The sequence below is a fragment of the Bradyrhizobium sp. LMTR 3 genome, from assembly GCF_001693485.1.
In the GTDB taxonomy this organism is placed as follows: domain Bacteria; phylum Pseudomonadota; class Alphaproteobacteria; order Rhizobiales; family Xanthobacteraceae; genus Bradyrhizobium.
On record NZ_MAXC01000013.1, the window covers coordinates 14,058 to 32,978 of the forward strand.

General features: G+C 64.6%; 14 protein-coding genes. 9 read left to right on the forward strand and 5 right to left on the reverse strand.

The features are described from left to right. Positions 1-43 precede the first annotated feature (43 nt). Positions 44-1,372 carry an omega-aminotransferase AptA gene (gene aptA / locus LMTR3_RS14110; RefSeq protein WP_065745693.1) on the forward strand — a complete coding sequence of 443 codons (1,329 nt, stop codon included), beginning with the start codon at positions 44-46 and terminating at the stop codon, positions 1,370-1,372. Positions 1,373-1,435: 63 nt separating this feature from the next. Next, the gene (locus tag LMTR3_RS14115; RefSeq protein WP_065745694.1) at positions 1,436-2,701 is read left to right on the forward strand and encodes a D-amino acid dehydrogenase; all 1,266 of its coding nucleotides are present in this window, start codon (positions 1,436-1,438) and stop codon (positions 2,699-2,701) included. Positions 2,702-2,818: 117 nt separating this feature from the next. Here the strand turns inward: LMTR3_RS14115 and LMTR3_RS14120 are convergent, their stop codons facing one another. After that, positions 2,819-5,116 (reverse strand): molybdopterin-dependent oxidoreductase, encoded by a 2,298-nt coding sequence (locus LMTR3_RS14120; RefSeq protein ID WP_141686616.1) that lies wholly within the window; start codon positions 5,114-5,116, stop codon positions 2,819-2,821. Between the two features lie 17 nt (positions 5,117-5,133). Beyond that, on the reverse strand, positions 5,134-5,829 hold the full coding sequence (locus LMTR3_RS14125) for a cupin domain-containing protein (protein ID WP_065745696.1): 696 nt from the start codon (positions 5,827-5,829) through the stop codon (positions 5,134-5,136). Positions 5,830-5,990: 161 nt separating this feature from the next. Here LMTR3_RS14125 and LMTR3_RS14130 point away from each other — a divergent pair, with 161 nt between their 5' ends. The 5 genes from LMTR3_RS14130 to LMTR3_RS14150 all read left to right on the forward strand — a co-directional run bounded on the left by LMTR3_RS14130 (position 5,991) and on the right by LMTR3_RS14150 (position 10,778). Beyond that, on the forward strand, positions 5,991-6,758 hold the full coding sequence (locus tag LMTR3_RS14130; protein ID WP_084029623.1) for an ABC transporter substrate-binding protein: 768 nt from the start codon (positions 5,991-5,993) through the stop codon (positions 6,756-6,758). Further along, complete coding sequence (locus LMTR3_RS14135) at positions 6,758-7,411, forward strand: amino acid ABC transporter permease (protein ID WP_065745697.1); 654 nt, start codon at positions 6,758-6,760, stop codon at positions 7,409-7,411. The genes LMTR3_RS14130 and LMTR3_RS14135 overlap by 1 nt, the downstream gene beginning before the upstream one ends. After that, entirely contained in the window at positions 7,408-8,139 is a 732-nt protein-coding gene (locus LMTR3_RS14140) for an amino acid ABC transporter ATP-binding protein (RefSeq protein ID WP_065745698.1), read from the forward strand. Before LMTR3_RS14135 ends, LMTR3_RS14140 begins: the two co-directional genes overlap by 4 nt. A gap of 10 nt (positions 8,140-8,149) precedes the next feature. Further along, the gene (locus tag LMTR3_RS14145; protein ID WP_065745699.1) at positions 8,150-9,442 is read left to right on the forward strand and encodes an NAD(P)/FAD-dependent oxidoreductase; all 1,293 of its coding nucleotides are present in this window, start codon (positions 8,150-8,152) and stop codon (positions 9,440-9,442) included. Positions 9,443-9,557: 115 nt separating this feature from the next. Next, positions 9,558-10,778 (forward strand): DUF1236 domain-containing protein, encoded by a 1,221-nt coding sequence (locus tag LMTR3_RS14150; RefSeq protein ID WP_065745764.1) that lies wholly within the window; start codon positions 9,558-9,560, stop codon positions 10,776-10,778. A gap of 140 nt (positions 10,779-10,918) precedes the next feature. Here the strand turns inward: LMTR3_RS14150 and LMTR3_RS14155 are convergent, their stop codons facing one another. Next, positions 10,919-12,511 (reverse strand): gamma-glutamyltransferase family protein, encoded by a 1,593-nt coding sequence (locus tag LMTR3_RS14155; RefSeq protein WP_065745700.1) that lies wholly within the window; start codon positions 12,509-12,511, stop codon positions 10,919-10,921. A gap of 201 nt (positions 12,512-12,712) precedes the next feature. Between LMTR3_RS14155 and LMTR3_RS14160 the strand changes: the two genes are divergently transcribed. Then, complete coding sequence (locus LMTR3_RS14160) at positions 12,713-13,444, forward strand: gamma-glutamylcyclotransferase (RefSeq protein WP_065745765.1); 732 nt, start codon at positions 12,713-12,715, stop codon at positions 13,442-13,444. Positions 13,445-13,616: 172 nt separating this feature from the next. Continuing rightward, positions 13,617-15,281, forward strand: a complete 1,665-nt coding sequence (locus LMTR3_RS14165) for a flavin-containing monooxygenase (RefSeq protein WP_065745701.1) — start codon at positions 13,617-13,619, stop codon at positions 15,279-15,281. Between the two features lie 23 nt (positions 15,282-15,304). Here LMTR3_RS14165 and LMTR3_RS14170 read toward each other — a convergent pair whose 3' ends face one another. Next, a complete protein-coding gene (locus LMTR3_RS14170) occupies positions 15,305-15,805 on the reverse strand; it encodes an L-2-amino-thiazoline-4-carboxylic acid hydrolase (protein WP_084029624.1) in 501 nt (166 codons plus the stop codon). Between the two features lie 250 nt (positions 15,806-16,055). Continuing rightward, positions 16,056-18,734: a flavin-containing monooxygenase gene (locus tag LMTR3_RS14175; RefSeq protein WP_065745702.1), complete on the reverse strand. Its 2,679-nt coding sequence runs from the start codon at positions 18,732-18,734 to the stop codon at positions 16,056-16,058. Positions 18,735-18,921 lie beyond the last annotated feature (187 nt).

The following is an 18,921-nucleotide window of genomic DNA, read 5'->3' on the forward strand; positions in this document are numbered from 1 at the left end:
TGGCCCGGTGGTCCCTTGAGCTGCCAGCAAAGGAGCTAAGCCCGTGACTGTCCATCAAAAGCCGAACACCCTGCAGACCGACTCGTTCTGGATGCCTTTCACGGCCAACCGGCAGTTCAAGAAAGCGCCGCGCCTGTTCGCCTCCGCCGAGGGCATGCACTACACCACCGTCGACGGCCGCAAGGTGATCGATGGCTCCGCCGGCCTGTGGTGCGTCAATGCCGGCCATGGCCGCCGCCAGATCGCCGCCGCCGTCGAACGGCAATTGATGAATCTCGACTTCGCCCCCTCGTTCAACATGGGCCATCCGTTGGCGTTCGACTTTGCCGAGCGGCTCACCGAGATCGCGCCGAAGGGGCTTGATCGCGTCTTCTTCACCAATTCGGGGTCCGAGTCGGTCGATACCGCGCTGAAGATCGCGCTGGCCTATCAGCGCGCCATCGGGCAGGGGACGCGGACGCGCCTGATCGGCCGCGAGCGCGGCTATCACGGCGTCGGCTTCGGCGGCATGTCGGTCGGCGGCATGGTGGCCAACCGCCGCGCGTTCGCCACCCATCTGCCAGGCGTCGATCACATCCGTCATACCCACGATCTCGCCCGCAACGCCTTCGCGAAGGATCAGCCGGAGCATGGCGCCGAGCTCGCCGACGATCTCGAGCGGATGGTGGCGCTGCATGGCGCCGACACCATCGCCGCCGTCATCGTCGAGCCGGTGCCGGGCTCGACCGCCGTGCTGCCGCCGCCGAAAGGCTATTTGAAGCGCCTGCGCGAGATTGCCGACAAGCACGGCATCCTGCTGATCTTCGATGAGGTCATCACCGGCTTCGGCCGTCTCGGCGCGCCGTTTGCGGCTGATTATTTCGACGTCACGCCCGACATGATGACGACCGCCAAGGGCATCACCAACGGCACCGTCCCCTGCGGCGCGGTGTTTGCCAACCGCAAGATCCATGACGGGTTGATGACCGGCCCCGAGGGCACGATCGAGCTGTTCCACGGCTACACCTATTCGGCGCATCCGACCGCCTGCGCCGCGGGCTTGGCGACGCTCGACATCTACAAGGACGAGGGGCTGTTGACGCGCGGCGCGTCGCTAGCCGAATACTGGCGCGATGCGCTGCATTCGCTGAAAGGCCTGCCGAACGTGATCGACATCCGCAATTGCGGCCTGATGGGCGCGGTCGAAGTCGCGCCGCGCAAGGATGGCGTTGGCGCGCGGGGCTATGACGTGATGGTCGACTGCTTCAATCGCGGGCTTTACCTGCGCATGAGCGGCGACAGTTTTGCGTTGTCGCCGCCCTTGATCGTCGAGAAGAGCCATATCGACGATATCGTTTCGATCCTCGGCGACGCGATCAAGCGGGTGGCCTGATCTTGCTCTGAAGAAGATAGAGCGGCCGCGGCGTGCGACGCCGCGGCGGATGCGTGAGGAATCGTGAAAGTCATCGTTCTCGGCAGTGGCGTGATCGGCGTCACGACAGCCTATTATCTGGCGCGTTCCGGCCACGAAGTTGTCGTCGTCGACCGCCAGGCTGAGCCTGCACAGGAAACCAGTTTTGCCAATGCCGGCGAGGTCTCGCCCGGCTATTCCTCGCCTTGGGCCGGCCCTGGCGTGCCGGTGAAGGCGATCAAGTGGCTGTTGATGCGGCATGGACCGCTGGTGATCTGGCCGAAGCTCGATCCGGTGATGTGGATCTGGGGCCTGAAGATGCTGCGCAACTGCACGACAGAGCGCTACGCCGTCAACAAGAGCCGGATGATCCCGATCGCCGAATACAGCCGCGATTGCCTGCGTGCGCTGCGTGCCGAGATCGGCATCAAGTATGATGAGCGCAGCCAAGGCACGCTGCAGCTCTTCCGCAAGCAGAAGCAGCTCGACGGCACCGGCGACGACATCGCGGTGCTCAAGCAGTATGGCGTGCCTTATGAGGTACTGGATCGCAACGGCTGCATCGGCGCTGAGCCTGCGCTTGCCGGCGTGAAGGATAAATTCGTCGGGGGACTGCGGCTGCCGCAGGACGAGACCGGCGACTGCCACATGTTTACGCAGGCGCTGGCCGAGCAGGCGGCAAAGCTCGACGTGCAGTTCCACTTCAATACGACGATCGAGCGCCTGGTCGCCGATGGCGGCAAGATATCAGGCGTCGTCACCAGCGCAGGCTTGATGCAGGCCGATGCCTATGTTGCAGCGCTCGGGAGCTGGTCACCGCGCTTGCTGAAGCGCATCGGCATTTCCGTTCCGGTCTATCCGGTGAAGGGCTATTCGATCACGGTGCCGATCGTCGATCCCGACGGCGCACCGATCTCGACCGTGATGGACGAGAGCTACAAGGTTGCGATCACGCGGCTGGGGACACGTATCCGCGTCGGCGGCACCGCGGAAATTTCCGGCTATTCGAATACGCTCGATGCGGCGCGGCGGGCGACGCTCGATCACTCACTGACCGACATGTTTCCGCGCGGCGGCGATTTGAGCAAAGCGAGATTCTGGTGCGGCCTGCGCCCGATGACGCCGGACGGACCGCCGGTGATCGGCGCCACGCGTTACGGCAACCTGCATCTCAACACCGGCCACGGCACGCTCGGCTGGACCATGGCGTGCGGCTCGGGGCGGGTGATGGCGGACCTGATCTCGGGGCGGAAGCCGGATATCGACGTGAGCGAGCTCAGCGTGAGCCGGTACGATCAGCGGTTCGGGTGAGAGACAGGCGCAACAGCCAACACCGTCATTGCGAGCGAAGCGAAGCAATCCATCTCACAGCGGGGATAGATGGATTGCTTCGTCGCTTCGCTCCTCGCAATGACGGCGGCACGCGCATCACTGCTGCTCGGGAGGATCGAAGGTCCGAATCGGAGGCAGCGTGCCCGAATACTTCTCGCACTCGACCACCGTCACCTGACCGCAGCAACCTTGCGCGAGCCGCGAGGTGCCGATGTCGCGGGTGAGCACGTTCGGGTTGCCATGGACGCAGAGCGGATGTTCTGCCGCGCCGGCTTGCGGATCGTACCAGGCGCCGGTGGACAATTGCACCACGCCGGGCATGACGTCGTCTGAAACGGCGGCAGCGGCCAGGCACGCGCCCCGATCATTGAACAGGCGGACGATGTCGCCATCAGCGATGCCGCGGCGCGCCGCATCAACGGGGTTGAGACGGACGGCTTCCCGGCCGGCAACTTTTTTGGACTGGCTGTAGGCACCGAAGTCGAGCTGGCTGTGCAGCCGGGTCGCCGGCTGGTTGGCGATCAGCGTCAACGGGTGGCGCGAATCCGGCAGTTCGGTTGACGGCAGCCATGCCGGGTGGGGCGGGCAATCGTCGTAATCGAAGCCTGCGATGGTTTTCGAATAGATCTCGATCTTGCCGCTTGGCGTGGGCAGCTTGTTCTTGACGGGATCGTTGCGGAAGGCGCGCAGAAAGCCGCCGTCATCGGGCGCAGATGGCAGCGCGAGTTCGCCGCGCCGCCAGAACTCGTCGAAGTCAGGCGCATCCCAACCGGCGTCGGCAAGCGCGCGCCGCGTGGGCTCGTAAAGATGGGCCAGCCATTGCCTGGTATCGCGTCCTTCCGTGAAAGCCTGCTCGACGCCCAATCGCCGCGACAGCGCGGCAAAAATATCGAAATCGTCGCGGGCTTCGCCGATCGGGTCCACGGCCTTGCGCATCGCGACCAGCCTTGGATCGGTGCCGGCGGCGCCGATATCGTCGCGCTCCAGCGTCATGGTCGCCGGCAGCACAATGTCGGCAAACTTCGCCATCGGCGTCCAGGCGCTCTCGTGCACGACAATGGTTTGCGGGACATTGAAGGCTCGCCGCAGCCGATTGATGTCCTGGTGATGATGGAACGGGTTGCCGCCCGCCCAATAGACCAGCTTGATGTCGGGATAGTGCATCGCGCGGCCGTTGTAGTCGAATCGTTCGCCCGGATGCAGCAGCATGTCGGCGACACGCGCGACCGGGATGAAGTCGGCGATGCCGTTCTTGCCTTGCGACAGCGTCGGGATCGGAACCGCGTTGAGACGGCGGCCGGTGTGGCCGAGCGCACCGAGCGCGTAATTATATCCGCCGCCGGGCAGGCCGATCTGGCCCAGCATGGCCGCGAGCACCGCACCCATCCATACCGGCTGCTCGCCATATTGTGCCCGCTGCAGGGAATGCGAGACCGTGATCAAGGTGCGTCCGCGCGGCAGCCGGCGGGCGATGTCGACGATGGTGCTAGCCGGAATGCCGGTAATGTCGGCCGCCCATGCCGCGTCCTTTGGCGTATGGTCGTCGCGGCCGAGGAGATAGCGTTCGAACAGGTCGAAGCCGGTGCAATAGCGCGCGACAAAGCCGCTGTCCCACAAATTATCGACGAGGAGCGTGTGCGCGAGCGCCAGCATCAGCGCGACGTCGGTGCCGACCCGGATCGGCAGCCACCGCCCGCCGGCCTGTTCCGGCATGTCGTCGCGCAGCGGCGCAATGTTGTAGAATACGGCGCCGCGGCGCGCGGCCCTTTGCATCGCGTCGCGCTCGATGTGCCGGCTGATGCCGCCGCTTGCGACGTCCGAGTTTTTCAGCGCCATGCCGCCGAAGGCCAGCACCGTATCGGTGTGCTCGGCGATCTGATCCCACGTCACGTTGTGGCGCGAGATGCCTTCGAAGCCGCCGAGGACATGCGGCAGGATCACGGCCGAGGCACCGGCGCTATAGCTGTTCACCGAACGCACATAGCCGCCGAACGCGGCGTTCAGGAAGCGATGAACCTGGCTCTGCGCGTGGTGGAAACGTCCGGCGCTGGCCCAGCCATAGGAGCCGCCATAGACCGCGGCGGCGCCAGATTCGGTTCGGATCCGCGCCAATTCGCCTGCGAGCAGGTCGAGCACTTCGTCCCAGGGGCATGCGACGAATTTCTGGTCGAAGGTGCGCGGAGCGGGTGCGCTTCGCTCCAGCCACGCCTTGCGCACCATCGGCCGCAGGATGCGGGCCTTGTGGCGCATCGCCGTGGTGAAATTCTGCAACATCGGGGACGGCGCCGGGTCGTGCTCGTACGGCTTGATATCCAGCGTTGCGCCGTTCCACCGCGCCGCGAAGGCGCCCCAATGCGCGCTGTGTGGGCTCCAATCCTCTCGGGCTTGATCCATCCGTTGTTCCAGACTGTTCATGACGCCTGCGTCACGCAATTCACCCACAGCACGACCGCTTTCGCATCTTTCGCGGGATTTGAGAAGCGGTGCGGCCTGCGGCTGGCAAAGCGAAAACTGTCCCCTCGCTTGAGCGACCAGGTCTCGGCGTCGACGGTCAGCGTCATCTCGCCTTCCAGCACCAGTCCCGCCTCCTCGCCGTCATGCGTGTAAAGCTCGTCGCCGGTGTTGCCGCCGGGCTCCATGTGCACGAGAAAAAGATTGAGGCGGTTTTCCGCACCCGCCGGACTCAGCAATTGCTTTGAAATGCCGGTCCGCCACAGTTTCAGTTCGGCGCGCTGCATTTCGCGCGTCACCACGCCGCCGGATGCCGCCTCGTCGTTCGGCTGCGAGCCGAACAGCGCGGCGATGCCGACGCCAAGCACGTCGGCGAGCGTCGCCAGCACGCGGAGCGAAGGCGACGACAGGCCGCGCTCGATCTGGCTGAGAAAGCCGATCGACAGATCGGTCTTCGCCGCAATCGTCTCCAGCGAGAGCTTGTGCTCGCGGCGCAGGTCGCGGATGCGGCGGCCGACCGCAAGGTCCATCGCCGGCTCGGCCGGCCTGACGGCGGTCTTCGCCTTCGGCCGGACCGTTGCCTTTCCGGCGGCCTTTTTCTTGGCCCTTGCTTTGGCCTTGAATGCCGGTTTCTTTATTCGCTTGCCGCCGCTCACGTCAGACCGCTTCCTTCATGTGCATGAAAATCGCTTGCAAACCCCGGAGAAGTGTGACCACAATTTCATATTGGTGAAAATAGGCCTGAACGGCATTGCCCGCAACTCTTTGGTCTAAGGCGGGCGGGCCCGGGCGGCGTGCAGTTTCAGGAGGTGGTGCGATGGCTCTGAAGCGTCTCGTTCAGGCCGCGGTGGCGGCCTTGGTTCTCACAGCCGCGATGCCGGCATCCGCGCAAAAGGTGCTGAAGGTGGGCTCGACGCCGACCGGCGTGCCCTTCACCTTCCTCGACACCAAGACCAACAGCATTCAGGGCATCATGGTCGATCTCATCACCGAGATCGGCAAGGACGCCGGCTTCCAGGTTCAGATCGAGCCGATGCAGTTCTCGACCCTGATTGCTTCGCTTACCTCGAACAAGATCGACATCATCTCGGCGGCGATGTTCGTTACGCCCGCGCGCAAGGAAGTGATCGACTTCTCCGAGCCGTTTTACAGCTATGGCGAAGGCCTCCTGGTGCCGAAGAGCGATACGAAGACCTACACCAAGCACGACGATCTGAAAGGCGAGGTGGTCGGCGCGCAGGTCGGCACGGCGTTCGTCGACGCGCTGAAGAAGTCGGGATTGTTCAGCGAAGTGAAGGCCTACGACACCATTCCGGATATTCTGCGCGACGTGAACGCAGGCCGTCTCAAGGCCGGCTTCGCCGATTATCCGATCCTCGCCTATAATCTCAAGCAAGGCGGCTTCCCCGAGGCGCGCATCGTCGAGAGCTACAAGCCCGCGACCGTCGGCGCCGTGGGCATCGGCGTGCGCAAGGGCGATACCGAGCTGCTCGCCAAGATCAACGCCTCGCTGGCGAAGCTGAAGGCGAACGGCACGGTCGAAAAGATCCTCGATAAATGGGGCCTCAAGGCGCAGGGTGCCTGATGCAGGCGTTCTGGCGCGACGCGACCGAGTTCCTGCCGATCCTGATGAGCGGCGTGGCGTTGACGGTCATCGTCACCATCGGCTCGCTTTTGCTGTCGACCGCGCTCGGCTTGGTCTGGGCCTTGATGCGGGTATCCGGCATCGGCATCTTCACGGGGTTTAGCGCCGGGCTGATCAACGTGATCCGAGGCATCCCGATCATCGTGCTGCTGTTCTATCTCTATTTCGTGATGCCCGAACTCGGCCTCACGCTGACGGCGCTGCAGGCGGCGATCTTAGGGCTAGGCATCGCCTATTCGGCCTACCAGGCGGAGAATTTCCGCGCCGGCATCGAGGCGATCGACAAGGGGCAGATCGAGGCGGCGCAGGCGATCGGCATGGGCTGGTGGCAGACCATGCGCCGCGTGGTGTTGCCGCAAGCGATCAAGATCGTGTTGCCGCCCTACGGTAACATCATGATCATGATGCTGAAGGATTCTTCGCAAGCTTCCACCATCACGGTCGCCGAACTCGCGCTGCAGGGTAAGCTGATCGCGTCCTCGACGTTCAAGAACACCAGCGTGTTCACGCTTGTGGCGCTGATGTATCTCACCATGAGCATTCCGCTCATTCTGTTGGTCCGTCACTTCGAGAAGCGCGCGGGCCACAAATGATCGAACTCACCAACGTTCACAAGAGTTTTGGCAAGGTCGAGGTGCTCAAGGGCATCACGGCGTCCGTCGAGAAGGGCGAGGTGGTTTGCATCGTCGGTCCCTCAGGCTCCGGCAAATCCACCATCCTGCGCTGCATCAACGGGCTGGAGAGCTATGAAAGCGGCGACATCTTCGTCGAAGGCGCGCGGGTCGATCGCACCGCGCCCTCGATCGTAGCGATCCGGACGCAAGTCTCGATGGTGTTCCAGCGCTTTAACCTGTTTCCGCACCGTACCGCGCTGGAAAACGTCATCGAAGGGCCGCTCTATGTGAAGAAGGAGCCGCGCGCCGAGGCGCTGGAGCGCGGCCGCGCGCTGCTGGCGCAGGTAGGGCTCGCCGAGAAGGCCGACAGCTATCCGCCGCAACTCTCCGGCGGTCAGCAGCAGCGCGTCGCGATTGCCCGCGCACTTGCGATGCAGCCGAAGGCGATCCTGTTCGACGAGCCGACTTCGGCGCTCGATCCGGAACTGGTCGGTGACGTGCTGTCGGTGATGCGCAAGCTCGCCGACGACGGCATGACCATGGTCGTCGTCACCCACGAGATGGGATTTGCCGGAGATGTCGCCGACCGCGTACTGTTCATCGACGGCGGCGTGATCGTCGAGCAGGGGCCGGCGAAGTCCGTGCTCAATCAACCGCAGCATGCCCGCACGCAGGATTTTTTGCGGCGCGTGCTGCATCCGCTCTGAGTTATCAAGCATGAATGCGCCCATCCGACGACCGCTGCCGCCAAGTCTCTACGCCGATACAGCGGTCGCGCCGGCACCGACGCCGCCGCTTGATGGAGACAAGGACGTTGCGGTCGCGATCATCGGCGGCGGTTTCACCGGGCTGTCCACCGCACTGCATCTGGCCGAGCAGGGCGTGAATGCGATCGTGCTGGAAGCGCAACAGCCGGGCTGGGGCGCTTCGGGCAACAATGGCGGCCAGGTCAATCCGGGTCTCAAGCACGACCCCGATCAGATCGAGGTCGATTTTGGCGCCGAGCTCGGCGGCCGCATGATCGCGTTTTCCTACGGCACCACCAACTATACGTTCGACCTGATCCGCCGTTACCAGATTCCCTGCGAAGCAAGGCAGAACGGCACGCTGCGCGCGGCCTATAACGAGGCGAGCGCCAGGGGAATCGAAAACACGGCAAGGCAATGCATCCGGCGCGGCATGCCGGTGACGCTGCTGAATCGCGAGCAGTTGCGGGAGATCACCGGCACCGACCGCTATCTCTGCGCCATGCTGGACGATCGCGGTGGCGACCTGCATCCCCTGAGCTATGCGCGCGGGTTGGCGCGCGCCGCGATCGCGGCCGGCGCAGCCATCCATGGCGAGACGCCGGCACTCTCCTTGTCGCGTGAAGGCGCGCATTGGCGCGTTGAGACGCCGCGCGGGATCGTGCGCGCCGAAAAAGTCCTGCTGGCAACCAACGGATTCACGGACGATCTGTGGCCGGGCCTCCGCCGCACCATCGTGCCGGTGTTTTCATCGATTGCGGCCACGGCGCCTCTATCCGAGGAGGTCGCACGCGAGATCATGCCGACGCGATCGGTGTTGTACGAGAGCGGCCACATCACGGTGTATTACCGGATCGATGCGCATAATCGTTTGCTGATGGGCGGACGCGGGCCGATGCGCTGGATCAGCAAGGCTAGCGATGTCGCCTATCTCATTCGCTATGCCGAGCGGCTGTGGCCGCGGCTGAAGGGCGTGACCTGGACGCACGGCTGGAATAGTCGGCTCGCGATCACGCCCGATCATTATCCGCATGTGCATGAGCCGGCGGAGAATCTTCTGATCTCGCTCGGCTGCAACGGCCGCGGCGTCGCGCTCTCGACCGCGATGGGCGCACAGCTCGCGCGCTGTCTCGCCGGCGGCAGAGATACCGTGATCGATATGCCGATCTCAGGCATCAAGCCGATGGCGATGCACGCGTTCTGGCCGCTCGGCGTCACGGCTGCGGTGCTGGCCGGCCGGGTCAGGGACCGGCTGGGAATGTGACGCCGCGGTCGCGCAGCCCTCATACCGCCAAACCGAGACATCGGCTCGCCCTGGACGGAACCTTCCATGGCCGGCGAACGTTCGCTTGCGCAGGGCCCGTTTCGAGGAGGTCAAGATGCGCAAGCAGCTATTGTTGTCGACTGGAATAATCTGCCTGATGCTGGCACCGGCGGTTTCCTACGGCCAGGGGCCTGGAGCAAGAGGCGGCGGCGAAGAGCAGAAACAGATGCGGCCAAGCGACTCCGGCAAGGGTGCTGCATCGCAAGAACGCGGCGAACGGGCGCAGGAACGCGGGAGGGGCGCGGAACAAAGAACGCAAGGCGCTGCGGGACGTGAGGAAAGGGGAGCCGGTTCCCGGCAAACCGAGGAAAGAGGCAAGGCAGCACCGTCCGAGCGTCCAACGGCTGCGAGCGAAGACAGCAAACGTGGCCGCGGCGATGACGCGAAGAGGGCCACGGAGCAAACCAAGGGCGCCCGTCCGGGCGATCGGGAGGCCGACCGCGGTCGCGATGCCAAGGAGAGCGCCAAGGATACTGCTAAGGACAGTGCCAAAGACAGAACCAAGGGCACCGCCGAGTCCGAGAGGACCAAGAGCGGAACAACGACATCCCAGAAGGAGCGCGAGGGCGCAACCACCACGCAGAAGGAGCCGAGCCGCGATCAACGGGACAGAACCTCGAAGGATGCGGCTGAGCAGGACAAGGAGACGGGCCGGCCGGCGACCGCGACTGACACCACGCGGACACAGACCCAGACCGGTCAGATGCAAGATCGCCAGCAACTCTCGACCGACAAGCAAGTGCGCATCTCCGAGAGGCTGACCCGCGAGCGCCTGGCGCCGCCACAGCGCAATCTCAACGTTTCGATCCGGGTGGGCGAGCGCATTCCTCGGCACGTGCGGGTACAGCGGCTACCTGCGGCGATTGTCTCGATCGAGCCGGCGTATCGCGGCTATGATTACTTCACCACCGAAGAGGAAATTGTAATCGTTGAACCCGGCACGCAACGGATCGTAAGCCAGATCCCGCGCGACGCGTCGCGCATTCGCGCAGCGGCCGGTGAGGCCGCCGGTAGTGGACGTGGCGCCGACGCGATGGCACAGGCCGGCGGCGCGCCTTGCCGTATCATGCGCCGGGATACCGCGGGCAATGTTACCGAAGTGTCGCCCACAACAGTTGGTTCGACCGCACCGCAAGATTCGATCAGCGTCACCGTTCGTGCGCCGGGCGGCGCAGGGTCGACGAACCCGATTGCGTTGGGTGCATCCGATGGACAGATCGTTGTCGCCATGCAAGGCGGCGATTGCACAGTGACGATCGAGCCGCAGACGCGGTAGGCGCGTGGGTCCGGCCTCGCAAGAGGCCGCCACATCAGGATGTCGATACGGGTAACGGAAGGTGCGGCATCTGATTGCCGCACTTTCTCTTTTGGCGGCAACTCACTTTTGCAGCATCGCTCCTTGGTGAGGGGGCCGCCTCACCCCTCCGCCACCGCCTCGCTCCAGGCGTGGAACGGCTCGGTGGCGCCGCTGTTGGTTTCGCCGTCGCGCAGCACCGCGCTGGGGCAGGCGAACTTCATCGGCAGGTTCTGGAGGCGCGCCTCCTCGTAATCGAAACGTAAGCCCAGCGCTTCGCGCGCGGCCTGCGGCAGGCGGACGTCGCCGATCACGATCGCGCCTTCGCTGGCGTCGATGCGCGGCTGATGGATTGCGGTATCGAGATCCATGCCGTAATCCATCACGAAGGACAGAAGCTGGCTTACCGCCGGCAGAATGCGCCGGCCGCCCGAAGCGCCGACCGCGACGCGCCTTCCGTCCGCCGCCTGCGCCAGCACGGGCGTGTAGTTGGTGAGGCACCGCTTGCCCGGCGCCAGCGAATTCGGCGTGCCCGGGGTCGGGTCGAACCACATGATGCCGTTGTTCATGGTGATGCCGGTCTGGTTCGTCACGAATTTGGAGCCGAAGGTGGACAGCAAGGTTTGCGTTACCGCGGCCATGTTGCCATCGCGGTCAACGGCGGAGAAATGCGTGGTGCAGGCCGGCGCCAGCGCTTCGGCGCCGAGCGCGCGCCTGCCGTCTTCATCCCCCATGTCCTTCAACCTTTCGCGATACGCCTTTTGCAGCGCCGATGCATAGGCGATGTAGGCCGCAGCGTCCGGTCCGCCGCGCGCAGGCGCGAGATCTTCCTGCAGCAGACGAAGCGTGCGCGCCAACGTCGGCCCGGCGGTGAGTTCGGGCGTCGCGAACACCTTGCCGCCGCGATAGGGGATCGCCAGCGGTTCGCGCACAACGCTGCGAAATGGCTTGAGGTCCTCGACCGACAGCGCGCCGCCGGCGGCCCGAATGTCGGCGGCGAGGCTCTGTGCCAGATCGCCCTCGTAGAAGTCGCGCGGGCCGGCGTCGGCGAGTTGCGCCATCGTGGCCTTGAGGCGGTCCTGCGGCATGCGGACCTTGGACCTGATGCCCCATTGCGGGTTGGGCGGCAGGCCGTCCTGCAGATAGGCGGCGGCGCTCGCGGGGTAACGCCGCAAGTCTGCTGCCGCGCTCGAAATCATCACCGTGGTCCACCAGTCGACCGCAAGCCCTTCGCCGGCGAGCGAGATGCTGGGCGCCAGCAACTCCTTCCACGACAGTTTGGCGTGGCGGCGGTGTGCCTCCTCCATGCCGGCGACCACGCCGGGCACGGCGATCGAGCCGGGGCCGTGAATGTTGCGGTCGTCCTTTACCCGCGGCCAGGGAAAGATGTCGGAAGCCGCGCCACCGCCGGTCAGCGGATAATCTTCCACCCGCAGGCTCAGCGGCGCCCGCATGCCGTAGTCGATCACCTCATAGCGGTGTTCGCGCGCCCGGTAGAGCACCATCGCCCCGCCGCCGCCGACCCCGCTCATCCAGGGCTCCAGAACGCCAAGCGCAAACGTCGTCGCGATCACGGCATCGACGCAGTCGCCGCCCGCAGCCAGCACCTCGGCCCCCACTTGCGCCGCCCTGCTTGATTGCGCGGCGACGATGCCGCCTCTGGAAGTGACGGCCGGCTTGCGTATCGCCTGGGTATTGGAGAACTGGTCGCGCATCGGATTGCCTTTGATACTTGTACGTGTGTGATTGCCGGCGGGCGGAAGACCTCGTTGACGTCATTACACCCTAAAAATCTCAGGCCAGCCATGACAGAATAACATGCTGGAAGTTCGCTTCGCCCGCCTTCGTGTTGGCGTCTTGCGTCCGACAATGGCACATTGCGAACGATGACCGTATCCACAAAGGAGCATACTGGCTTGACCGCCGATGCATTCATTCATCTGCCGGAGCTGCGGGCCCGGGTAACGCACCCGGAAAAATCGCTGCTGCGCCTGACGCCGGAGATGTTTTCGATCTGGGAGCGGCGGGCGCGGGCCGCGGGATGGCCGGCAGGCTGGCGGCTGTCGGACGAAGCGATCGAGGCGTCGCGGCTTGCGGTGCTCGGCGATCACCCTGACGGCGACGACCTCTGGATCTACTCCTACGGTTCGCTGATGTGGGACCCCGGTTTTCACTTCGCCGAAGTCCGGCTCGCCGACGTCGAAAATTATCAGCGCCGCTTCACGCTGAAGATCAATCTCGGCCGGGGATCGCACGACCATCCGGCGCTGATGCTCTCGCTTGAGCCGCAATTGGGATGTTGCCGCGGGCTGGCGTTCCGCATTGCGGCCGATTCCGTCCATGCCGAGACCGCGATCCTGTGGCGCCGCGAAATGCTGCGCGGCGGCTATGCGCCGGCGATGGTGCCGATGACGACGCCGCAGGGACCAATCACCGCACTCGCCTTCACCTCCAACCGCTTGCACCCGAGTTATGTCGGCGAACTGTCGCTCGCCGAGACCGCCGCGATGATCGCGAGCGGGAAGGGCGTTCTCGGCACCAACCGCGAATACCTCGCGCAACTGGCGACGCAGTTGCAGGCGTTGGAGATCGAGGATCCGTATGTCGCGCAGTTGCATGCGCAGATCGGCGGCGCTCCCGGCGCTTGAGGCGATCACCTCGCGGCGGCGGCCTGCCGCGTCTATTTTCAAACAATGTTTCAGGCTGATTTTGCCGCACAATCCGGCATCCTGACGCAAGTGCAGGACGCGGATGGTTGGCATCATAAGAGCCGCCGCGCGGAGACGATCGACGCAGAAATAATTAATGGAGAGGGCGGGCATGACTGGGGAGATCAAGTCGCACTACGAGGTCGTTGTCGTCGGCGCGGGCGTGTCGGGCATTTACCAGATCAAGCGGCTGGCCGATCTCGACGTGGATGCCCTCGTCCTCGATGCCGCCCCCGATCTCGGCGGAACCTGGTACTGGAACCGCTATCCCGGCGCGCGCTTCGATTCCGAGAGCTACACCTACGGTTATTCCTTCTCGAAAGAGCTGCTCGACGAGTGGCACTGGCAGGAGCGGTTTTCGAGCCAGCCGGAGAATCTTCGCTACCTCAACTATGTCGCCGACAAGTTCGATCTGCGCAAATACATGCGGTTCAACCGCAAGGTGGAAGCGGCGGCGTTCGACGAGCGCTGTCATCTGTGGCGGCTCCGGCTCGACGATGGGCGTGAACTGAGCTGCCGATTCCTCATTCTTGCGGTCGGGTTACTCTCGGTGCCGACGCTGCCGCGGCTTGAAGGCATGGAGACGTTCAAGGGGCGTTCGTTCCATACCTTCTATTGGCCGCACGAGCCGGTTGAACTCTCCGGCAAGAAGGTCGGCATCATCGGTACCGGCGCCACCGCGATCCAGGTGATCGGCGAGATCGTCGACAAGGTCGGTGAACTCACGGTGTTTCAGCGGCGTCCGAACTGGAGCGCGCCGCTCAACAACGGCCCGATCTCGGACGAGGAAATGGCCGACATCCGTTCGCGCTACGATGAAATCTTTGCTGCCTGCAAGCGCACGCCCGGCGGCTTCGAGCACGAGCCTGACCGGCGCGGTTTCTATGAAGCCACCCGCGAGGAGCGGATCGCGCTGTGGGACAAGCTCTATGACGAGCCCGGCTTCGGGATCTGGCTCAGCAATTTTCGCGAGATTTTTACCGACGAGGCCGCCAATGCCGAGTTTTCCGCCTACATCGCCGATCGCATCCGAAGGCGCGTGAAGGACCCGGTGACCGCGGAAAAGCTGATTCCGAAAGATCACGGTTTTGGCGTGCAGCGGGTGCCGCTGGAGACCAATTATCTCGAGGCTTACAATCGCGGCAACGTGCATCTCGTCGACATCAGCGAGACGCCGATTCTGCGGGTCACCGAAACGGGCCTGCGCACCAGCGCGCGCGATTACGAACTCGATATCATCGTGTACTCCACCGGTTTCGATGCCATCACCGGCGCATTCGATGCGATCGACATCACTGGCGTCGGCGGGGTGAAGCTTGCCGACCAATGGCGCGACGGACCCTCGACCTTTCTCGGCATGATGGCGCATGGCTTTCCGAACTTGCTGATGCCGACCGGCCCGCAAAGCGGCTCAGCCTCGACGAATTTTCCGCGCGGCATCGAGAACGGCGTCGGCTGGTGCATGAGCCTGCTCGGCTACATCTGGGATCGCGGCTACACGCGGGCCGAACCAACGGCCGAAGCGCAGGCGCGCTGGACCGCGCACGTGACCAAGATGTACGCCATCATGCTGATGCGCAAAGCCAAGTCATGGTTCACCGGCTACAATTCCAACATCCCCGGCCATGAGCACGGCAAGACGCGGTATCTCGTTTATAACGGCGGCACGCCGAAATACGTCGCTGCGATCACCGAAGTTGCCGAAAAGGGGTATGAGGGGATCGTATTCGATGCGAAGGGGCAGGCTGCGACGAGGGCATCGGCCGCCGCGGAGTAAGTCTGGGACGAACGCAGCGAAGACTATGATCGCGGTGCGAATGCGTAGCGGAACGTGCAGCTCGGCGCGCCCTGCATCAGGGTCTGCTCGCGCTTGAGGCTGACCTCGCTGCCGCCGGCGGCAACGATATCGAAATCGGTGGCGCAGACCAGTAGCGCGCCGAGCTCCGGCTCGCCGAGCGCGCGGAAGAATTCCGCGAACCGGCAATGCGTGACGTCGAATTCCAGCGCCGCCTCGTCATGGCGGCGCATCTCGACCGTTACTTCCCGCTCGGTAACTTCGGCAAGCGCGGTATGCATGGTCGCCCATTTGCGCCGCGCGCTGCCCTCGACACTCTCGCCGATGGCGGCGAACAGCGCCTTCGACCAGTCGCGCAAGGCTCGTTTCGCAATCGCGTCAGCCTTTTCCTGCCCCAGTTCCGCGCGTAGCGCCCGCAGCATCGGCACCAGCACCTGCGCCTGGATCCGCGTTTTGTCCAACAGCGACAGGCGGGGATCGACCATGTAATCGTCGAGCACGTTCATCGCAGGGTCCTTTCGTTTCCCGACCTCCAGCGAGATATTGCTGCCGGCGAGGCGAGCGCAACCGAGATAAACTGAACGATTGACTTAGAAAATCTGATGCATGAACCTTGCGGGGAACGTCAGGGCGATTGCAGGAAATGGCCGCGGAGTGCCAAAGCGGCGCAAAGCGTCAGGGCCGCGCAAATGCCTGTCGTAAGCGGCTCAAGTTTTGGCCGCTCGGATGAAGCCGAGCGGCCGCTGCCCTGCGCGCCTACCCCGCGGCCGCGTTGACCGCGATTGGCGAAGCGCTTTCGCCGCTCTCTTCCAGCTTTCGCGGCAACCCCGCAAAACCGCGCAACGCTTCGGCCATCCTGGCACGTCCGCTGACGCCGGTGATCACCACATCCACCATCATCAGGGACGAGTGGATGTGGCCACGCGCCCGCAGTTGCTCGACCGGCACGCCTGCGGCGGCCATCGCCTCGGCATATTCGATACCCTCGTCACGCAGCGGATCGAACTCGCAGGTCGCCACGAACGCCGGCGGCAGGTTGGCCAGATTGCCGCGCAGCGGCGAGGCGCGCGGGTCGATGCGGTCGGCCGGCGAACAATAGATATCCCAGAACCAGAACATCAGCGCGCGCGTCAGGAAATAGCCGATCGCATTCTCGGTATAGGATGGACGGTCGAACCTGCAATCGGTGGCCGGGCACACCAGGAGCTGGCCTGCGATCTCCGGTCCGCCGCGGTCGCGTGCGAGCTGGCAGGTGACGGCGGCGATATTGGCGCCGGCGCTCCAGCCCGCGACCAGCACCGGTCCCGCTCTGCCGCCGAGTTCGACTGCATGCTCGGCGATCCAGCGCGTTGCCGCATAGCCATCCTCGACCGCGGCGGGAAAGCGATGCTCGGGCGCATGGCGATAGCCGACGCTGACGACGATCATCCCGCTGCGGCGGCAGATGTCGCGGCAGAACGGATCGTCGGATTGCTCATCGCCCAACACCCAGCCGCCGCCGTGGAAATAGACCACGATCGGATGCGGTCCGGGCGTGGCCGGTCGATAGAGACGGTAGGGCAGCAGGCCGTCGGCGCCGTGCAGCACGCCGTCGCCGACCTCGCCGACCGGCCGTCCGGCAGGACGTCCCTTGTTGAACTCGGTGAGGAAATCGCGCGCGCCCTGGGCGCCGAGCGACTCGATCGCCGGCAGGTTCATCTCCGCCAGCATGCCCAGCACCAGCCGCACGTCCGGCTGCAGGCGTACGACCTGGCCGTCATTGCATTGCTCCGAAACGTTCGGGCCGGTCAGCCTGAAGCCGAGCATGCCGCGGGCGACGACCTCGTTGCAGATGCTGCGATAGGGGCCGACGCCGCCGGTATAGGGCATCACGCCCTGCGCCTTGCCGGGAACGTTGGCGCCCGTGTACCAGGTGTTGGCGAGCCGATGCAGCGTCAGCGTCGAACAGTCGGCCATGTGCTGCGCCCAGCCGGCCTGTGCCGTCTCGGTCGCGTCGATGGTCGTGAAGCCGGCCTCGCGCAGCGCCGCCAGCCGGTCGACCACCCAGTCGACATGCTGCTCGATCGAGACCGCCATGTTCGACAGCACCGACGGGCTGCCCGGGCCCGTGACCAGGAACAGATTGGGGAAGCCTGAGACGGTGAGCCCGAGATAGGTCTGCGGACCGTTGGCCCAGACATCGGACAGCGACTTGCCATCGCGGCCGGTGATCGGATGAACCGCCCTGATGGCGCCGGTCATGGCGTCAAAGCCAGTGGCGAACACGATCACGTCCACGTCGAACGTGCGCTTGTCGGTCGTGATGCCGGAGGCAGTGATCTGCGTAATCGGCTCCTGCCGCAAATTCACCAGCGTGACGTTGGCGCGGTTGAACGTAGCGTAGTAGTTGGTATCGAGGCAGGGACGCTTGGCGCCGAACGGATGGTCGCGCGGGGTCAATGCGTCGGCCGTCTCGGGGGCCTTGACGATCTCGCGGATTTTCTCGCGGATCAGGTCGGCGAGCAGCGTATTGCCGTCGACGTCGACGCCCTGGTCGGCCCAGAGCTGGGTCAGGATGTGGACGAGATCGCCGGCGGCCCAGGCCTGTTCGAAGCGCTCGCGGCGCTCGGCATCGCTCAACTGCCAGCTCACCGCCATCTGTTGCGGATAGGGGACGCCCGCGAGCGACCACCGCGCCTGCTCGCGATAGCCGACGCGGTCGCCCTGCAGCAGTGCGAGGCGGTCCGCCGGCGCCGGACCGTTGTGGGCGGGAAGCGCGAAATTCGGTGTGCGCTGGAAAACGGTGAGATGCGCGGCCTGCTCGGCGAGCAGCGGGATCGACTGGATGCCCGATGATCCCGTGCCGATGACGGCGATGCGCTTGCCGGCGAGTTTGACCTCTTCGTGCGGCCAGCGGCCGGTGAAATAGACCTCGCCGTTAAAATCCTTGACGCCGTCGATCTCCGGCGGCTTGGGCGCAGAGAGGCAGCCGGTCGCCATGATGTAATAGCGGCAGGATACGCTTGCGCCATTGTCCGTCGTGAGCCGCCAGCGTTCGGCCGCCTCATCCCAATTCGCTGCCGTAACCTTGGTGCCGAAGCGGATATCGCGCCGCAACTCATATCGATCGGCGACGAAACCGAGATAGCGCAGGATCTCGGGTTGCGTTGCGTATTTCTCCGACCATTGCCACGCGCTCTCCAGCTCGGGATCGAAGGTGTAGCTGTAGTCGATGGTCTGGATGTCGCAGCGCGCGCCGGGATAGCGGTTCCAGTACCAGGTGCCTCCAACGTCGCCGGCCTCCTCGATCACGACCGCCGAGAAGCCGGCCTTGCGCAAGCGATGCAGGAGATAGAGGCCGGCAAACCCGGCGCCGACGACCGCGACATCGACCTGTTGTGTCGTTCCGCTGTTCGTCGCTTCAGAAGAACGTGCTGCGACCGCTGCGTCTGGCATGCCACTCCTCCCGTATGTTTTATAGTTTGGAGGAGGCTACTGCCGCGTGTTCAGTTTGTCATCAGGACATATGCAATCGGATGTTCCGACGGCGATGGCTGAATGAAGCCGCGCTGCGCGTTTCTGCTTGCCACCGTCAAAACGCTGTGTTGGACTTCGACATGTTGCGATATAATGAGTTGCACTA